This window comes from Jatrophihabitans sp. sgz311053, assembly GCF_056135305.1.
The window spans coordinates 789,208-805,891 of sequence record NZ_JBWAXP010000001.1 but is presented as its reverse complement, the minus strand read 5'-3'; the positions used below and the strand labels follow the sequence as shown (position 1 = coordinate 805,891).

General features: G+C 73.1%; 14 protein-coding genes. 6 read left to right on the top strand and 8 right to left on the bottom strand.

What is annotated here, in order from left to right; genetic code table 11:
- The 3 genes from AC0NZQ_RS03505 to AC0NZQ_RS03495 all read right to left on the bottom strand — a co-directional run bounded on the left by AC0NZQ_RS03505 (position 1) and on the right by AC0NZQ_RS03495 (position 5,953).
- Complete coding sequence (locus AC0NZQ_RS03505; RefSeq protein ID WP_474528252.1) at positions 1–4,026, bottom strand: Ig-like domain repeat protein; 4,026 nt, start codon at positions 4,024–4,026, stop codon at positions 1–3.
- A gap of 116 nt (positions 4,027–4,142) precedes the next feature.
- Positions 4,143–5,606 (bottom strand): SDR family NAD(P)-dependent oxidoreductase, encoded by a 1,464-nt coding sequence (locus tag AC0NZQ_RS03500; protein ID WP_474528251.1) that lies wholly within the window; start codon positions 5,604–5,606, stop codon positions 4,143–4,145.
- Positions 5,603–5,953: a 2-oxo-4-hydroxy-4-carboxy-5-ureidoimidazoline decarboxylase gene (locus AC0NZQ_RS03495; protein WP_474528250.1), complete on the bottom strand. Its 351-nt coding sequence runs from the start codon at positions 5,951–5,953 to the stop codon at positions 5,603–5,605. The genes AC0NZQ_RS03500 and AC0NZQ_RS03495 overlap by 4 nt, the downstream gene beginning before the upstream one ends.
- 85 nt (positions 5,954–6,038) lie before the next feature.
- On the opposite strand from AC0NZQ_RS03495, the gene AC0NZQ_RS03490 reads away from it, so the two are divergent.
- Genes AC0NZQ_RS03490 through AC0NZQ_RS03465 form a run of 6 tightly spaced genes read left to right on the top strand, consistent with a single transcriptional unit; the run spans position 6,039 to position 10,371 of the window.
- The gene (locus AC0NZQ_RS03490) at positions 6,039–6,341 is read left to right on the top strand and encodes an urease subunit gamma (protein ID WP_474528249.1); all 303 of its coding nucleotides are present in this window, start codon (positions 6,039–6,041) and stop codon (positions 6,339–6,341) included.
- Positions 6,338–6,640 carry an urease subunit beta gene (locus AC0NZQ_RS03485; RefSeq protein ID WP_474528248.1) on the top strand — a complete coding sequence of 101 codons (303 nt, stop codon included), beginning with the start codon at positions 6,338–6,340 and terminating at the stop codon, positions 6,638–6,640. Before AC0NZQ_RS03490 ends, AC0NZQ_RS03485 begins: the two co-directional genes overlap by 4 nt.
- A complete protein-coding gene (locus tag AC0NZQ_RS03480) occupies positions 6,633–8,348 on the top strand; it encodes an urease subunit alpha (RefSeq protein WP_474528247.1) in 1,716 nt (571 codons plus the stop codon). The genes AC0NZQ_RS03485 and AC0NZQ_RS03480 overlap by 8 nt, the downstream gene beginning before the upstream one ends.
- Positions 8,348–8,968: an urease accessory protein UreF gene (locus AC0NZQ_RS03475; protein ID WP_474528246.1), complete on the top strand. Its 621-nt coding sequence runs from the start codon at positions 8,348–8,350 to the stop codon at positions 8,966–8,968. The genes AC0NZQ_RS03480 and AC0NZQ_RS03475 overlap by 1 nt, the downstream gene beginning before the upstream one ends.
- A gap of 16 nt (positions 8,969–8,984) precedes the next feature.
- The gene (gene ureG, locus AC0NZQ_RS03470; protein WP_474529411.1) at positions 8,985–9,668 is read left to right on the top strand and encodes an urease accessory protein UreG; all 684 of its coding nucleotides are present in this window, start codon (positions 8,985–8,987) and stop codon (positions 9,666–9,668) included.
- A 1-nt stretch (position 9,669) separates the two neighbouring features.
- The gene (locus tag AC0NZQ_RS03465; RefSeq protein WP_474528245.1) at positions 9,670–10,371 is read left to right on the top strand and encodes an urease accessory protein UreD; all 702 of its coding nucleotides are present in this window, start codon (positions 9,670–9,672) and stop codon (positions 10,369–10,371) included.
- A 305-nt stretch (positions 10,372–10,676) separates the two neighbouring features.
- Here AC0NZQ_RS03465 and AC0NZQ_RS03460 read toward each other — a convergent pair whose 3' ends face one another.
- From AC0NZQ_RS03460 to AC0NZQ_RS03440, 5 genes are all read right to left on the bottom strand, one after another.
- Complete coding sequence (locus AC0NZQ_RS03460; protein ID WP_474528244.1) at positions 10,677–10,832, bottom strand: hypothetical protein; 156 nt, start codon at positions 10,830–10,832, stop codon at positions 10,677–10,679.
- A 331-nt stretch (positions 10,833–11,163) separates the two neighbouring features.
- Positions 11,164–12,024, bottom strand: coding sequence for a factor-independent urate hydroxylase (gene pucL, locus AC0NZQ_RS03455; RefSeq protein ID WP_474529410.1), 861 nt, complete (start codon positions 12,022–12,024; stop codon positions 11,164–11,166).
- The gene (locus tag AC0NZQ_RS03450; RefSeq protein ID WP_474528243.1) at positions 12,021–14,564 is read right to left on the bottom strand and encodes a molybdopterin-dependent oxidoreductase; all 2,544 of its coding nucleotides are present in this window, start codon (positions 14,562–14,564) and stop codon (positions 12,021–12,023) included. Before AC0NZQ_RS03450 ends, pucL begins: the two co-directional genes overlap by 4 nt.
- Entirely contained in the window at positions 14,564–15,334 is a 771-nt protein-coding gene (locus AC0NZQ_RS03445) for an FAD binding domain-containing protein (RefSeq protein WP_474528242.1), read from the bottom strand. Before AC0NZQ_RS03445 ends, AC0NZQ_RS03450 begins: the two co-directional genes overlap by 1 nt.
- On the bottom strand, positions 15,335–16,681 hold the full coding sequence (locus AC0NZQ_RS03440; RefSeq protein ID WP_474528241.1) for an 8-oxoguanine deaminase: 1,347 nt from the start codon (positions 16,679–16,681) through the stop codon (positions 15,335–15,337). It lies immediately after the preceding gene.
- Between the last annotated feature and the right edge of the window lie 3 nt (positions 16,682–16,684).

Sequence of the window (16,684 nt, the reverse complement as noted above, 5' to 3'; positions counted from 1 at the left end):
TCAGTCCCGCCCCGTGACGAGCCGTCCCGGACGACGCGCGCCGAGCAGCAGCGCCGCACCCGCGGCCAGCAACGCCATCGCACCGACCAGCAGCGGGACGACGGGTGCCCCCGTCGCCGCGGTCCCGGTCACCGGCTGCGCCGAGCCGCCGGCCGGTGCCGCACCCCGCGGTGCGACCGGCTGCGGTCGGACGGAGCTCGCAGCGTCGACGGCGAAGCGATAGGTGAGCACCTGCGGTTCCCCGTCGGCGCCGACCACGGTGACGGTGACGCTCTCGGTACCGGTCCAGCCGGCCGGGGGGGTGTAGACGAGGCGGCCGTTCACGATCTTCGCCTCGCCGCGGCGGGGCGGTCCGGTGATGGTGATCTTCGTGGCGGTGCCCCCGCCCGGCAGCGTCACGCTGCGCGGCTGACCCGAGGTCGCCGTCGTCGGGACCACGGCGGCGACGGTGTAGGTCCGCGTCGTGGTGGCCGCGGTGTGGTCGGCGTCGCCGGAGTAGGTCGCGGTGACGTCGTAGTGACCCGCGATGAGGTCGGTCGTGGTGCACGACGCCGCCGGCAGGGTGACCATGCAGAGCTGCTTGCCACCCGCGGTGAAGGTGACGGTTCCGCCGGCACCGGCGGGGACACCGGTCACGGTCAACCGCGTCGGGTCCCCGGCGTCCACGGCGGCCGGTGGCACCGGCATCAGGACCGCCACACGACCCTTCTCGATGGCGAAGGTCGTGTCGGCCGAGGAACCGGTGAAGTTGTCGTCGCCGGAGTAGCTGGCGTCAACCGGGTAGGTCCCCGTCGACAGCCGGCCGGGCACCTCGCAGCCGGTCTGCGGCAGCGTCGCGCTGCAGAGCTCGCGGCCTGCCGAGGCGAAGACGATCTTGCCGGTGGCACCGGTCGGCAGTCCGCCGGCGACGACGCGGGGCGCCGCCGGGTAGGCGACGGACGGCTGCGACACCGCTGCGGTGACGGCCGTGGCGCGCTTGGCGACCACGAACGTCGCGGTGGCCGTGGCAGCCTGGTGATTCGCGTCGCCGGAGTAGCTGGCGCTCACCGGGTAGCTCCCCGCGGGCAGCTCGGCGGCCGCGGCACACGAGACCGCAGGGAGGGTGGCGACACAGAGCGTCGTCCCGCCCCCGGTGAAGGTGACCGTCCCGGTCGCATGCCCGTCGAAGCCCCCGGCCAGCAGGGTCTGTGCCGTGCCGTAGGTGACCGTCGGATCAGCGGCGGCCGCGGTGAGCGGGGTCGCCGCCTTGGTCACCGTCAGCGCGGTCGTGGTGCTGGCGCCCTGATGGTTGTCGTCACCGGAGTAGGCCGCGGTGAGGTCGTACTCGTCGGCGTCGAGCCAGCGGTCGGTCGTGCAGGACGTCGCCGGCAAGGTGGCGGTGCAGAGCGTCTCGTCGCCGTGACCGAACCGGACGGTGCCGGTCGCGCCGGCGGGGAGTCCGGTCAGCGCCAGCAGACTGGTGCTGCCGTAGGCGACCGTGGCCGGAGTGGCCGATGCGGCGAGACCGCTGCCGACGCTCTTCTTCGTCACCTGGAAGGTCGTCGTCGCGCTCGCAGCCTGGTGGTTCGCGTCGCCGGAGTAGGCCGCGGTGACGGCGTAGGTCCCGGCCCCCAGCGAGGTGGCAGTGGCGCAGGAGGTCGCCGGCAGGGTGGCGCTGCAGAGCGTGGCGCCGCCCGCGGTGAAGGTGATGGTGCCGGTCGCCGCGGTGGCGCCGGAGGTCGGCAGCCCCGACGCGGTGAGGGTGTCGGAGGTGCCGTAGACGACCGCGGGGCTGGTGGCACCTGCGACCAGGGTGCTGACGGCGCGCGTGACCTCGAAGGCGAAGCCGTCGCTCGCCGCGGTGTAGTTCGCGTCGCCGGAGTACGAGGCCACCACCGCATAGCTCCCGGCGGGGAGCTCGGCCGAGGTGAGGCAGGAGGTCGCCGCAGGGACGGCCTGCGTGCAGAGCGTCGCACCGCCGGAGGTGTAGGTGACCGAGCCGGTGGCGTCGGCGGCCAGACCGGTCGCGCCGAGGGTCTGGGCAGTGCCGTAGCCGACCTTCGCGCTGGCCGGGGCCGCGGTGAGCGAGGGCGTGGCCTTCGTGACGGTGAGCGAGGTGCCGGCGTCACGGGAGGTGTAGTTGGCGTCGCCGCTGTAGTGGGCCATCACCGTGTATCCGCCCGCGGCCAGGGACGTCGAGGTCTGGCAGGACGTCGCCGGCAGCGTGGCGGTGCAGAGGTGGGTGCCGCCGTCGTCGAAGCTGACCGTCCCGGTGGCGTCGCCGGGCAGGCCGGCGAAGGCGAGCGTCGACGCCGCGCCGTGCACGACCGAGGCGGGCGTGGCCGAGGCGGTGACGGTGACCGTCGCCTTGGTGACGGTGAGGTTCGTCGTGGCCGCCTGCGCCGCGAAGGCGGAGTCGCCGCTGTAGTTGGCCGTGACCGGGTACGAACCGGCCGTCGTCGCGGTCGACGTGGTGCACGAGGTCGCCGGCAGGGTGGCCGTGCACAGCGTGGTGGCGCCCGACACGAAGGTCACCGTCCCGGTCGCCGAGGCGGGCATGCCGGTGACCGCGAGCGTGGCGGCCGTGCCGTGGTTGACCGAGGCGGGTGTCGCGGTGGCGGCGAGGGCCGAGACGACCACGGTGCGCGTCGCCACCGCGGGGTTTCCGTCCACCGACGAGACCTTGCTGCTGACGCTGTAGTTGCCGCCGGCGTTCGCCGCCACGGTGACCGGGATGCGGACGGCCGGGAAGCTGCCGCCGGGGTCGACGGGGAGGGTTCCGGTGAAGGTGCAGGTGACCACCTGGCCGCTCGTCGCGCACGAGTACCCGGCCGTGGTGACCGACGAGGCGGGCGTGATCCCGCTCGGGAAGGTGGTCGTGACGGTCGGGGCCTTGGCCTCGCCGCCCTCGGCGGCGTCGAGAGAGGGCGTGACGGAGACGACGGCGCGGTTGCCGGCCAGCAGCGTCCCGGCCTCGTCGTCGGAGACGTCGAGTCGATACACCGGCAGCTTGCCGGTGAGGGTCTGCGAGGCGAGCGTGTTGATCTCGTGGATCTCGTTGTTGCCTCCGGTCGAGGCCGCCCAGCCGAAGGTGAGCTGATACGGCAGGCCGGTGTCGGGGTCGACATAGGACGACGGGAAGCCCAACCCACCCAGCGTCGCCGCGCTGGGCAGCGCACCGGTCAGCAGCTGCGCCGACCCGCCCAGCGGCGTCACCTGCATCGCCCAGCTCTTGGCCGGAACGGTGAAGCCGCCCTGGGCCGTCGCCGCCGCGGAATCGGGGTTGACGGCGATCTCGACCGGGACCGCAGCCGGTCGCGAGGTGGTGGTCCGGGCGTCGAGCGCACCGGCCGAGACCTGCTGCGTGCCGGCCACGCAGTAGCCGACCGTGCCGTTGCCCGGACCGCGCACGGTGATGTTCTGCGGATTGGCCGACGAGCTGGCACAGCCGCTGCCGCCGAAGGCGGAGTTGCGGTAGTTGCCGAAGACGTCCACGCCGAAGCCGAGGTAGCCGTAGCTCACGCCGGGCGTCCCGCCGGCCGCGCTGTATCCCAGTGACCCCCCGAGCGGGCCGAGGGTGGCCGGCGGCGCGGGGTTGGTGGGGTCGGTGGCAGCGAGGATGAAGGCGATGCCGTCCGCGCCCGGGTTCGTGGTGGAGTTGTACTGGTAGGTGTTGAAGCGGACGTCGAGGCCCTTGGTCGTCGGCAGGCTGGTGGTGTTGTAGACCGTGCCGACGGCGTTGTTGACGTTGGTGGTCAGCCGCAGGGTGCCGCTGCCGGCGCTGTCACTGGTAGCCAGGGCGCAGCCGGGGATCGGCCGCTGCGCGGCGTCGCCGCCGGCGGTCAGGCACGCCTGGTTACCGGCGCCGCCGGGCCGCGTCCAGCCCGCCGACTGGGTCATCGCGTTGGTGAAGGACTCCGTCGTCAGCGCCGTGAGGGTCGGCACCGCCTGGGCCGGCACCGCGGCCGCGATACCGGCGGCGAGCAGGACGATGGTCGTGACAGCGGTGATCCGCCTGGCGGCGCGTGATCGGACGAGTTTCGGCAACGGGGGTCCCTCGCGACAGCTGGTCGTCACGGTGTGTGGCGCCGCTCGCACGATCGACCGCCATAATCAAGTCTGAAGATCAGCGGCAGGATCGGGGACCTAGGTCCCGCCCCGGCTCACCAGCGGCTGGGCTGATAGTCCTTGAGGAAGCAGCCGTAGAGATCCTCGCCGGCCTCGCCCCGGACGATCGGGTCGTAGACCCGCGCGGCGCCGTCGACCAGGTCCAGCGGGGCGTGGAAGCCCTCCTCTGCCAGTCGCAGCTTGGTCGTGTGCGGCCGCTCGTCGGTGATCCAGCCGGTGTCGACCGAGGTCATGAGGATGCCGTCGTCGAAGAGCTCGCCGGCGCTGGTGCGAGTCAGCATGTTCAGCGCAGCCTTCGCCATGTTCGTGTGCGGGTGTCCCGGACCCTTGTAGCCGCGGCCGAAGACGCCCTCCATCGCCGAGACGTTGACGACGTACTTGCGCCGTGCGGTGCTGGCCCGCATCGCCGGCCGCAGCCGGGACACCAGGACGAAGGGAGCGGTGACGTTGCAGAGCTGCACCTCGAGCAACTCCAACGCCTCGACCTGGTCGACGGTCTGCGTCCACGAGTTGACCGAGACCTGGTCGGGGACGAGGCCGCCGGCGTCGATGGCGCGGTCGCCGAGCTCGGCCGAGGCGGACCCGGCGAGCAACGCCAGCCGGGAGAGCTCGGCACCCCCGGCACCGCCTGCCCCGTCGGGTCGGTGCAGCGACTGCGCCGAGAGCGAGCCGGCGAGCGCGGCGGGATGGGCGTCCGAGACATGGTCGAAGGTGAGCACCTCCGGCAGCAGTCCGGCCGGCAACGGCTCCTCCTCGGCCGCGGCGAGCGGGGCGTAGGCGCCGCTGCTGCGCCGGACGGTCTGCGCGGCGTTGTTGATGAGGATGTCGAGCGGACCGGCGGCAGCGACGGAGTCCGCCAGCGCGATGACCTGGGCGGGGTCGCGCAGGTCGATGCCGACGACGCGCAGCCGGTGCAGCCAGTCACCGCTGTCGGGCATGGCCGCGAAGCGGCGCACCGCGTCCTTCGGGAACCGGGTGGTGATCGTCGTATGCGCACCGTCGCGCAAAAGCCGCAGCGCGATGTACATGCCGATCTTGGCGCGGCCACCGGTGAGCAGCGCGCGGCGGCCGGTGAGGTCGGTCCGCGCGTCCCGCTTGGCGTGGCTGGCGGCCGCGCAGGCGGGGCAGAGCTGGTGGTAGAAGGCGTCCACCTCGGTGTAGTCGGTCTTGCAGATGTAGCAGGGACGCGGCCGGATGAAGACACCGGCGAGCGCACCGCGCGCGGTGGAGGTCAGCGGCAATCCCGCGGTCTCGTCGTCGATGCGCTGCGGCGATCCGGTCGCGGTGGCGTGGACGACCGCGCGATCGGCGCTGCTGATCGCGTCGCGCCGCTCGTCCCGGCGGGCCTTCTTCACGACCTTGTACATCCGATGCGTCGCCCGTCGCACCGCCACCGCGTCAGGATGGTCGCCGGGAAGCTGCTCGGCGATGGCGAGCACCCGACGGAAAGTCTCGAAGTCGTCGGGGTCGATGACCGACTCGGTCCGGGTGCCGGTCATGCCAGGGCCTCCCGCAGCCGACCCCGCAGGTGCTCGGCGAGCGCGGCGCGCAGCGCGAGCTGCCGCCGCACCCGGTCGCCGGCGGCCTCGGCGGTGGCGCTCTCGTCGGCGGCCTGCAGCTCCAGATCCCCGGCGACAGCCTTCTCCACCTGCTGCCACGACAGCGCCGCCACCACGGCATCGCTGATCTGCAGGGCACGCTCCAGCGTGCGGAGCGGGCGTCGCGCGACCATGCCGTCCAGCCATGCGGGGCTGGCGCAGAGTGGCCGCACCACCTCGAGCGCGGCCGCAGGCGAGATGGCGTCGTAGGCGGCGACGGCCAGGCGCATGTCTTCGGTCTCGGACATGCCCGCAACGGTAGTGGCGGCGCCACCGCGGTCCGGAACGACGTGGCGTCATCGCCACGAAACGACCTTGGCATACGGTGCGGCCATGCGCCTGACGGAGTACGAGCAGGAGCGTCTGCTCATCAGCTACGCGGCCGACGTCGCCCGGCGCCGCCGGGAGCGGGGGCTGCGGCTCAACCATCCCGAGGCAGTCGCGATCATCAGCTCGTTCGTGCTGGAGGGGGCGCGCGACGGACGGACGGTCGCCGAGCTGATGACCTCGGGACGCGAGGTGCTCAGCCGTGAGGACGTCATGCCCGGCGTGCCCGAGATGATCGAATCGGTGCAGGTCGAGGCGACCTTTCCCGACGGCACCAAGCTCGTCACCGTCCACGGGCCGATCGCGTGACGCCGGGTGAGGTGCTGACGCCGGACGAGGACCTGGCCCTCAACACCGGCCGCGACCGCATCGAGCTGCGGGTCGAGAACACCGGCGACCGTCCCATCCAGGTCGGCTCGCACTACTCCTTCGAGCGGACGAACCCGGCGCTGGCCTTCGACCGTGCCGGCGCCACCGGTTTCCGCCTCGACATCCCCGCCGGCACGTCGGTGCGCTTCGAGCCCGGCATCTCGGTCGACATCGCCCTCGTGCGCCTCGCCGGCGCGCGCGTCGTGCCCGGACTGCGGCTGGACGGCCTCGATGGCTGAGATCTCACGGGCCCGCTACGCCGCGCTCTACGGCCCCACCACCGGCGACCGGGTGCGGCTGGCCGACACCGACCTGCTCATCGAGATCACCGAGGACCTGTCGGCCCCGGCGCCCGGTGACGAGGCCGTCTTCGGCGGCGGCAAGGTCATTCGCGAGTCGATGGGCCAGGCCGTCGCGACCCGGGCGCAGGGGACGCCGGACCTGGTGATCACCGGTGCCGTCGTGCTCGACCACTGGGGCGTGGTGAAGGCCGACATCGGCGTCCGCGACGGCCGGATCGTGGCCCTCGGCAAGGCCGGCAACCCCGACACCATGGACGGCGTCCACCCCGACCTCGTCATCGGCCCGTCGACGGAGGTGCTGGCCGGCAACGGCCTCATCGTCACCGCCGGCGGCGTCGACAGCCACGTCCACATGATCGCCCCGCAGCAGATCCCGGTGGCGCTGGCGGCCGGCATCACCACGCTCATCGGCGGCGGCACCGGACCGGCCGAGGGCACCAAGGCCACCACCGTCACACCCGGCGCGTTCTGGCTCGAGGCGATGCTGCAGGCGACCACCGCATGGCCGGTGAACGTGGCGCTGCTCGGCAAGGGCAACACCATGTCCGCCGACGGGCTGTGGGAGCAGCTGCGCGCCGGCGCGTCAGGGTTCAAGCTGCACGAGGACTGGGGCAGCACCCCGGCGGTCATCGACGCCTGCCTCACCGTCGCGCGCGAGGCGGGCGCGCAGGTGGCGATCCACACCGACACCCTCAACGAGGCCGGCTACCTCGAGTCGACGCTCGCCGCGATCGGCGGCCGCTCGCTGCACACGTACCACACCGAGGGTGCGGGGGGCGGGCACGCGCCGGACATCATCCGCATCGCCGCCCACGCCAACGTGCTGCCGTCCTCGACGAACCCGACGCGGCCCTACACCCGCAACACCCTCGACGAGCATCTCGACATGCTCATGGTTTGCCACCACCTCAAGCCGTCGATCCCCGAGGACCTCGCCTTCGCCGAGTCGCGGATCCGGCCCTCGACGATGGCCGCCGAGGACGTGCTGCACGACCTCGGCGCCATCTCCATGATCGGGTCGGACTCGCAGGCCATGGGACGCATCGGCGAGACGATCATGCGCACCTGGCAGACCGCGCACGTCATGAAGCAACGCCGCGGGTCGCTGCCCGGCGACGGCCCCGCCGACAACCACCGCGCCCGCCGCTACGTCGCCAAGTACACGATCGCGCCGGCCGTCACCCACGGTCTCGCCGCCGAGATCGGTTCGATCGAGGCGGGCAAGCTCGCCGACCTGGTGCTCTGGGAGCCCGCCTTCTTCGGCGTGAAGCCGCACGTCGTCCTCAAGTCCGGCGTGATCGCGTGGGCGACGATGGGCGACGCCAACGCCTCCATCCCCACCCCGCAGCCCCAGCTGCCACGGCCGATGTTCGGTGCGTTCGGCACGCTGCCGTCCCGGCTCGGTCGAGCCTTCGTCTCGGCGGTGGCGCTCGAGGACGGCTTCGCCGACCGTTGGGACAGTGACCGTCCGCTCGTGGCCACCGACGACGTCTCGTCCCTGACGAAGGCGGACCTGCCCGAGAACACCGCGCTGCCGACCATCGACGTCGACAGCGAAACCTTCGAGGTCCGCGTCGACGGCGAGCTGATCGAGCCGGCACCGGTCGCCGAGCTGCCGATGGCGCAGCGGTACTTCCTCTTCTGATGGCCGGTGCGCTGCTGCTGTTGCTGCTCGACTCGCGCTCGCCCGCGGGTGCACACAACCACTCCTCCGGCATGGAGGCGGCGATCACCACGGGAACCGTGCACGACCTCGCCGGCGTCGAGCGGTTCTGCGCGCTGCGGCTGCGGACGGCCGGCCGAGTCGCCGCCGCCTTCGCTGCCGCGGCGGCCGACGATGCCCCGGAATGGGACGTGCTGGAGGCCGAGTACGACGCCCGCACCCCGTCCGCGGCGGTGCGTGACAGCTCGCGGCAGCTGGGCCGCGGGCTGCGGCGCCTCGTCCGCTCGATGCTGCCCGGCTTCGCCGTCCCGGCCGAGCACCATCCATTGGTGCTGGGCGCGGCCGTCCGCGCCGCCGGCGGCACGCCCGAGCTGGCCGGCCGGGCCGCCGCGCTCGGTGCCGTGACCGGCCCGGCGTCGGCCGCCGTCCGGCTTCTCGGCCTCGACCCGTTCGCGGTGCAGGGCATGCTCGCCGGCCTCGCCGCCGACATCGACCGCATGACGATCACCACCGGTGCCGCGCTCCCCGCCGACAGCGCGCCCGCCCTCGACCTGCTCGCCGATTTCCACCTGACCACGGAGGTGCGTCTCTTTGCTTCGTGACCTGCTGCCCGCCGCCCTGCGCCCAGCCCCACCGGCGCACGGCAACCACGACGACCACAAGCACGCCGCAACCGGCGGCGGGTCACCGGCCGGCGCCACGGTGCCACGGATCGGCATCGGCGGGCCGGTCGGCAGCGGCAAGACCGCCCTCGTCGCCGCACTGTGCCGCACGCTCTCCGACGAGCTCACGCTCGGCGTTGTCACCAACGACATCTACACCACCGAGGACGCCGACTTCCTGCGTCGCAAGGGTGTGCTGCCCGACGAGCGCATCCGTGCCGTGCAGACCGGCGCCTGCCCGCACACCGCGATCCGCGACGACATCACCCCCAACCTGGACGCCGTCGAGCAGCTCGAGGCCGACCATCCCGAACTCGACCTGGTGCTCGTCGAGAGCGGAGGTGACAACCTGACCGCGACGTTCTCCTACGGTCTGGTGCACCGGCAGATCTTCGTCATCGACGTCGCCGGCGGCGACAAGGTGCCCCGCAAGGGCGGCCCCGGCGTCACCCGATCGGACCTGCTCGTGATCAACAAGACCGATCTGGCCCCCATGGTCGGCGCCGACCTCTCCGTCATGTCGCGCGACGCCGGCATGATCCGCGGCGAGCGACCCTTCCTCTTCTCGAGCCTCACCGCCGACCCGGCCGCGAGCGAGATCGCGGACTGGGTCCGGCAGGTGCACGCCGAGCTCGTCTGACGTGCGGACGGTCTCGCGTGCCCGGGTCGCCGCGGACAGCCGGCTCGTCGAGCTGACGAGCGCGCCACCGCTCACGCTGCGCCGCGTCCACGCCGCTCCGGACGTCTGCCGGCTCTGCCTGGTCGGCAGCGCCGCCGGGCCGCTGGCCGGCGACGACCTGACCCTCGAGCTGGAGGTCGCGACCGGCGGTCGGGCCGAGCTGGTCGCGACCGGAGCCTCGCTGGCCCAGGGACGCGGTGGCGGCCACGCTGCGGTGCACGTCCGCGCGCGGATCGACGGTCAGCTCCACGCCGACCCCGGGCCGCTCGTGGTCGCGACCGGTAGCGACGTCTCGGTGACGGTGGCGATCGACCTCGGTGCGACCGGCGCCGTCCGGTGGCAGGAGCTGGTGGTGCTGGGCCGCAGCGGCGATACCGTCCCCGGCACCGCGACGCTGCGCTGGGACGTCACCCGCGCCGGCCGACCGGTACTGCGGCAGCAGATCGCGTCGGCGGACCTCGCCCCGTACCGCGTCATGGCCTCGGTGCTGGTCTCGGCCCCCGGCCTCGCCGCCGCCACCGCCGTCCACTCGCCGACCGCGGTCGCGCAGCGGGTGGACGCCGACACGCTGCTGCTCACCGTCCTGGGTCGGGACGCCGCCGACGTCGCCCGCGATGTCGACGCGCTCACGGCCCGTGCCGGGGCGCCGCTGCCCGTCCGCTGACCGGCCGTCAGCGCGTCCCGGCCTCCGGGCCCCACGCCGCCAGCACGGCCGACTCGACGATGGTCGCCACCAGGTACAGCAGCACCGAGGCGATGACGCTGACCGCGACGATCGCCGACCGCAGTGATCCACAAGGTCGACGCCCGCACGGAGTTCACGACGGTCCTCGGTGACGACGCCGCCGCAGTGGCCCGCCTACTGGCGTCGCTTCGCCCGCACGGACGTCGGCAGGTGCCGACCCGACAACGCGCGTGACACCGACACCGGCGTCACGCGCGCTTCGGAACTATCGCGCTGCGGCGAGATCAGCAGGGGCCCTTCTGCCATGTCGTCTGCACTGGACCCCCTTGGGCCTGACCCTGGTAGCCCCAGCAGACGAGGTCGTCGGTCCACGACCAGGACGCCTTGCTCTTGCCGTTCACGACCCAGTCGCCGTACTTCCGCACATGGTCGCCGTACACGTCAACGACCACGGCCAAGGTCCGAAAGATGTAGTGCGATGAGCACGTCGTGAACGTGATGGTGTACGACGTCGAGCCGGGGGACCCGCTGCGTGAGTTCGTGCATGCCGAGGCCTTGGATGGCCCGGCCAACGCAATCACCACCAACAGCGAGAGCGTCAACACGACGGTTGCCGTCACTGATACGACTCGGTTCATCTGCGTTTCCCTCCGCAATGTGGACGGATCGCGACCGTCCTTGAAGCTCCAGGACGCTAGCGGCTTCCCGATACGCGAACGTTTCCGGGAGATGTCCGCTGACCGGCAGCCGCCGGATCCTGCTCCGACTCCGTCAGCTCCAGGCCAGGCCCTCCGGCGGTGCATCGTCGGCCAGCACCGTCCCCTCGATGAGGCCGTACGGGCGGTCGGCGGCGTAGTAGACCTCGTTGTCGTTGTCGAGGCCGAACGGGGAGAGGTCGACGAGGAAGTGGTGCTTGTTCGGCAGCGCCAGCCGCGCCTCGCAGATGCCGGGGACGGCCTCGACGATCGCCGTCCCCATCGCGAAAAGCGTCTGCTGCAGCGAGTAGGAGTAGGTGTCGGCGAAGGCGGCGAGCATCGCGTCGCGAGCCGTGGTGAAGGCGGCGGACCAGTCGGCGTCGGTGCCGGTGTGCCGCCACGACGCCGTCACCGAGGTCGCCAGCATCCGGTCGTCGGTCTCGGCCAGCGTCGTGTACTCGTCGCGCGGGAAGCCGTGGAACTCCGACTCCGTCGTCTTGAGGACGACGAGGTCCCGGATGCCCGACACCACGCTGGTGCCGGCGGCGGCGTCGCGGACGACGACGGTGGTGCGCGTCGAGGAGCCGTCGCGCGAGAAGGCGTGCGGGTTCGGGCCGAGGCGAGTCCAGGCCACCTCGTCTACGGCGACGCGGGCGCGGGTGATCGGCCCGGTGACGAAGTGCTCGGCCAGGGCGAGTGCGAAGGCCTCCGGCTCGGTGTCGCCCAGGCTGCGGCTGAAGGCGTTGACCACGTTCTTCTGGGTGTCGGTGGCCAGCACCTGCGCGTTGTCGCCGGACAGATGAGTGGCGGCGAGGTCGCCGGAGAGGCTCGTCGAGACGGAGCGGTCACGGATGACGTCCCCGGCCGGGTCGCGGGTCACCCGCACGACGCGGACCTCGGCCTTGCCGTAGCGGTTGGGTCCGAGCACGACCATCAGCGATTCCCTTCGAGGGCGAGCCACACCCGATCGCGGGTCAGCGGCAGGCGGGTGATCCGGACCCCGGTGGCGTCGCGGACGGCGTTGGCAAGCGCCGGCGCCACCGGGTTGAACGGCGCCTCGCTCATCGGCTTGGCCCCGAGCGGGCCGAGCGGGTCGTGGGTGTCGGCGAAGTAGACCTCGGTGGCGGGCAGGTCGCCGATGGCCGGCAGGTGGTACTCGCGCAGCGCGCGGGTGGTGACGCGGCCGGCGTCGTCGATGTCCAGGTGCTCGAACATCGCCGCGCCGAGCGCCTGCCCCACGCCGCCCTCGACCTGGCCACGGCACTGCATCGGGTTGATCACCGTGCCGGCGTCCGCGGCGTGGACGCTCTGCAGGATCTCGATCTCGCCGGTCGCGGGGCGGACGGCGACCCGGAAGCCCTGGACGTTGAAGGCGACGGAGCGCGGCGTGCCGTCGGCGTACCCGTCGGCGTGCGGCAGGGTCGGGTCCGCGGCGAGCGCCGACGCGGCGCGCAGCGTCGCGGTGCCGGCCACCACCGTCCCCGTCGAGCCGTAGGCGCCGGTGTCGTGGGCCACGGCGTCGGTGTCGGCGGCCTCGAGGACGATGTCGTCGACCGCGCAGCCGAGGGCCCGCGCCGCTAGCTGGCGGTGCACCGTGGCGGTGCCGTTGCCGAACTCGCTGGTGCCGACGGCGAGGCGGTAGCCGCTGCCGGCGCGGGTGATGCGGGCGTGCGCGATGTGCCCGTTGGGCGGGACGGTGTCGAGCATCGTCACCGCATACCCGGTGCCCACCTGCCAGCCGTCGCCGGGCGGGACGGGACGGCCGCGCCCCGACGCCAGCGCCGTCCGGACCAGCTCGACGCACTCGGGCAGGCCGTAGCTGGCGATGGTCACGTCCGACTCGTCCTCGGCGATGCTGACCAGTGGGTCGCCAGGGCGGACGGCATTGACCAGCCGGAATTCGAGCGGGTCGAAACCCGCCAGCCGGGCCAGCTCGTCGAGGGCGGAGTCGACGGCGAAGAGGGTCTGCGACAGCCCGTAGCCTCGGAACGCGCCCGACGGCACGCTGTTCGTGTACGCCGATTGCGCGGAAACGCGCTTATTCGGGCACCGATAGAGCGCGAGCGCCTCACCGCAGGAGTGGAAGAGCACGCCGGTCGCATGATTTCCGTAGGCGCCGGTGTCGGCCAGGGGCCTGACGTCCAACGCGGTGAGGGTGCCGTCCGCACTCGCCGCCACCCGTACCTCGACGTGCATCGGGTGCCGGGTGGTCGTCGCCGTGAACTGCTCCTCACGGGTGAGCTCCAGCTGCACCGGCCGGCGCAGCCGCAGCACGGCCAGTGCGACGACGTCCTCGACGAGAAGCTCCTGCTTGCCGCCGAACCCGCCGCCGACCCGGGCGGCGTGCACCCGGATCCGCTCGCGGTCGAGGTCGAAGATCCGTGCCAGGGCGTCACGGGTGAGGAAGGGCACCTGGCTGGAGGTCCGGATCACCAGCCGCCCGTCGTCGTCGATCCGGCCGAGGGCCGCATGCGTCTCGAGGGCAGCGTGCTGCACCCGGTGGATGTCGAAGGTCCCCGACCAGCGGTGGGGGCTCTCGCGCCAGGCGGTGTCGACGTCCCCGACATCGCCGGTCACCCGGGCGGCGAGATTGCGCGACGGGTCGGCGATGCCGTGGGCGGCGACGCGGTCGGGATGGATCACCGGCGCGCCGGGCGCCAGCGCCGCCTCGGCACCGACGACGTGCGGCAGCACCTCGTAGGTGACGTCGACCAACTCGGCCCCGCGCGCCGCGGCGACCGGCGACTCCGCGACGACGGCCGCGACCCGTTGCCCGACGAAACGGACGACATCGTCGAGCACCGCGGTGTCGTAGGCGTCGTCATCGGGATCCTCGTGCCGTCCGGTCGAGAAGTGCACGTCCGGCGAGTCGTCGGGGGTGAAGACGGCGACGACGCCGGGCTCGGCGAGCGCGCGGGTGGCGTCGACGGCCACCACCCGGGCGTGCGCATGCGGCGAGCGGACCAGGCTCAGGTGCAGCAGTCCGGGCACGGCGGTGTCGAGGGTGAAGCGGGCGGTGCCGTGCACGACTTCCTCGGCGGCGGGGGCGGCGACGTCGTCAGGCCCGACCCCGACGCGCTTGACGCCGTCCAGCGCGTCGCGGATCGCGCCGTATCCGGTGCACCGGCACAGGTTGCCGCGCAGCAGGCCGTCGCGGTCCCCGGCGGGCAGCGCCGCTGCGGTCATGATCATGCCCGGCGTGCAGAACCCGCACTGGAAACCCTGGGCCGCGCGGAACGCGTCCCGCATGCCGTCGGCGGCGACGCCCTCGACGGTGGTGACCTCGTGGCCGACGGCGCGCTGCGCCGGGTAGAGGCAGCTGTGCACGGGGGCACCGTCGACGTGGACGGTGCAGGCGCCGCAGTCCCCGGCGTCGCAGCCCTTCTTCACGCCGAAGCGGCCCTGCTCGCGCAGGAAGGTGCGCAGGCACTGTCCGGCCCGTGGTTCCTCGTCGCAGCCGACGCCGTCGATGCGCATCAGTCCGCCAGCTCGGTGACGACCTCGGCGACGAGCCGCGAGGTCATCGCGGCCCGCCAGGCCGGATGACCGTGCACGTCGTCGTACCAGGCACCGGCCACGGCGCTCTCGACCGCGGCCACGGCCCGCGCCGCGCTCGGCACCGTGTCGAAGCGGACCTGCACCGGCCGCGGCACCGACGCCGTCACGGTGACGACGGCACCGTCGCCGCTCCGACGTCCCAGGACGAACGCCGCCGAGCGACCGTAAGTGCTGAGCGAGGCCCGCCGGTACGCCACCCTCGCCGCCGGGTCGGCAACGGTCACCGAGCGCAGGTACTCCCCCGCTCCGAGCGCGGTCAGCTGCGGCCCGAGGACGAGGTCGGCCACCGGCAACGTGCGGCTGCTGCCGTCGGCGGCGACGAGCAGGGCGACGGCGTCCAACCCGGCCAGCAGCGAGATCATCGGCGCAGCGGGCAGGGCCAGGCAGATGTTGCCGCCGACCGTCGCCTCGTGCGCGACCTTGAAGGATCCGAGCAGCGCGTCGACGCACCACCGGAAGACCGGTTCCGGACGCCGCGCGAGCTCGCCCAGGGTGCAGGTGGCGGCGATCTCGAGTCCGGCCGGCCCCTCGATCAGCGCCGGCCAGCCGGCCGCGCGCAGGTCGACGAGTCGACGCAGTCCCGGTTGCGGCGCGGAGAAGAGCCAGGTGCCGCCGGCGAGGAACCCGTCGCCGGGCTGCCACCGCGCCTGCTCCAGCGGGACGAGATCGGCGACGTGGACGAGGTCCATCTAGGCCCCGGCGATGGTGCGGGCGGCGGTGGCGGCACGGGCCGCGAGCTCACCGGTGTCGGCCGTTAGCAGGTCACCGCCGCCGACGATGCGCGTACCGCCGACCCACAGCGAGTCCAGCTCGGGCGCACCGAAGACGAGGGTGCAGACCGGGTCGTCGATGCCGGCGCCGGCCAGGCCGTCGACCCGCCACAGCGCGAGGTCGGCGAGCTTGCCGACCTCGATCGAGCCGATCTCGTCGGCCCGCCCCAGGCAGCGGGCGCCGCCCATGGTGCCCATCCGCAGCGAGTCCCGCGCGGTGAGCGCCAGCGGGCCGCCCTTCGCCCTGGCGACCAGCAGCGACTGGTGCAGCTCGTCCACCATGCGAGCCGACTCGTTGGAGGCCGAGCCGTCCACCCCGAGCCCGACGGGCACCCCGGCCCCGAGCAGCGAGCGCACGGGCGCGATGCCGGCACCGAGCCGGCCGTTGGAGGTCGGGCAGTGCGCCACCCCCGTCCCCGTCGCGGCGAGGCGGGCAATCGCCTCGTCGCCGAGGTGGACGCAGTGGGCCAGCCAGACGTCGGGACCGAGCCAGCCGAGGTCCTCGGCGTACTGCGTCGGCGTCTTCCCGTAGGTCGCGCGGCAGAAGTCCTCCTCGTCGTCGGTCTCGGCGAGATGGGTGTGCAGACGCACGCCCAGCTCGCGCGCCAGCTCGGCGCAGTCGCGCATCAGCTCGGTGGTGACCGAGAACGGCGAGCACGGCGCGACCGCGACGCGCACCATCGCGCCCGGCGCCGGGTCGTGCCACGCCGTCACGGCGGCCGCGGTCGCGGCGAGGATCTCGTCGTGGCTCTCGACGACCGAGTCCGGCGGCAGGCCGCCCTGCGAGCGGCCCAGGTTCATCGAGCCGCGGGTGGGGTGGAACCGGACCCCGATCTCGCGTGCCGCGCGGATCTCGGGCTCGAGCAGGTCCCCCTGCCCGCGCGGGAAGACGTAGTGGTGGTCCATCGATGTCGTGCAGCCGGTCATGGCCAGCCATGCCAGGTTCGCCGCGGCCGCGTCGTGGACCAGCTCGGGCGTCAGCCGCGCCCAGACCGGGTAGAGCGCGGTGAGCCACTCGAAGAGCGTGCCGTCCACGGCGTAGCCACGGGTGATCCACTGGTAGAGGTGGTGGTGGCTATTGACGAGGCCGGGCGTCAGCAACCGGCCCCGGCCGTCGATGCGGACGGCGCCCTCGATCACCGGCGCGGGGCCGTTACCGACGGCGGCGATCCGGCCGTCGGCGATCACCACGTGTCCGGAGTCGTGCTCGGTGCCCGCGGCGTCCACCGTGGCGACGGCACAGCCCTCGATCACCGTCGTCGTCATCGG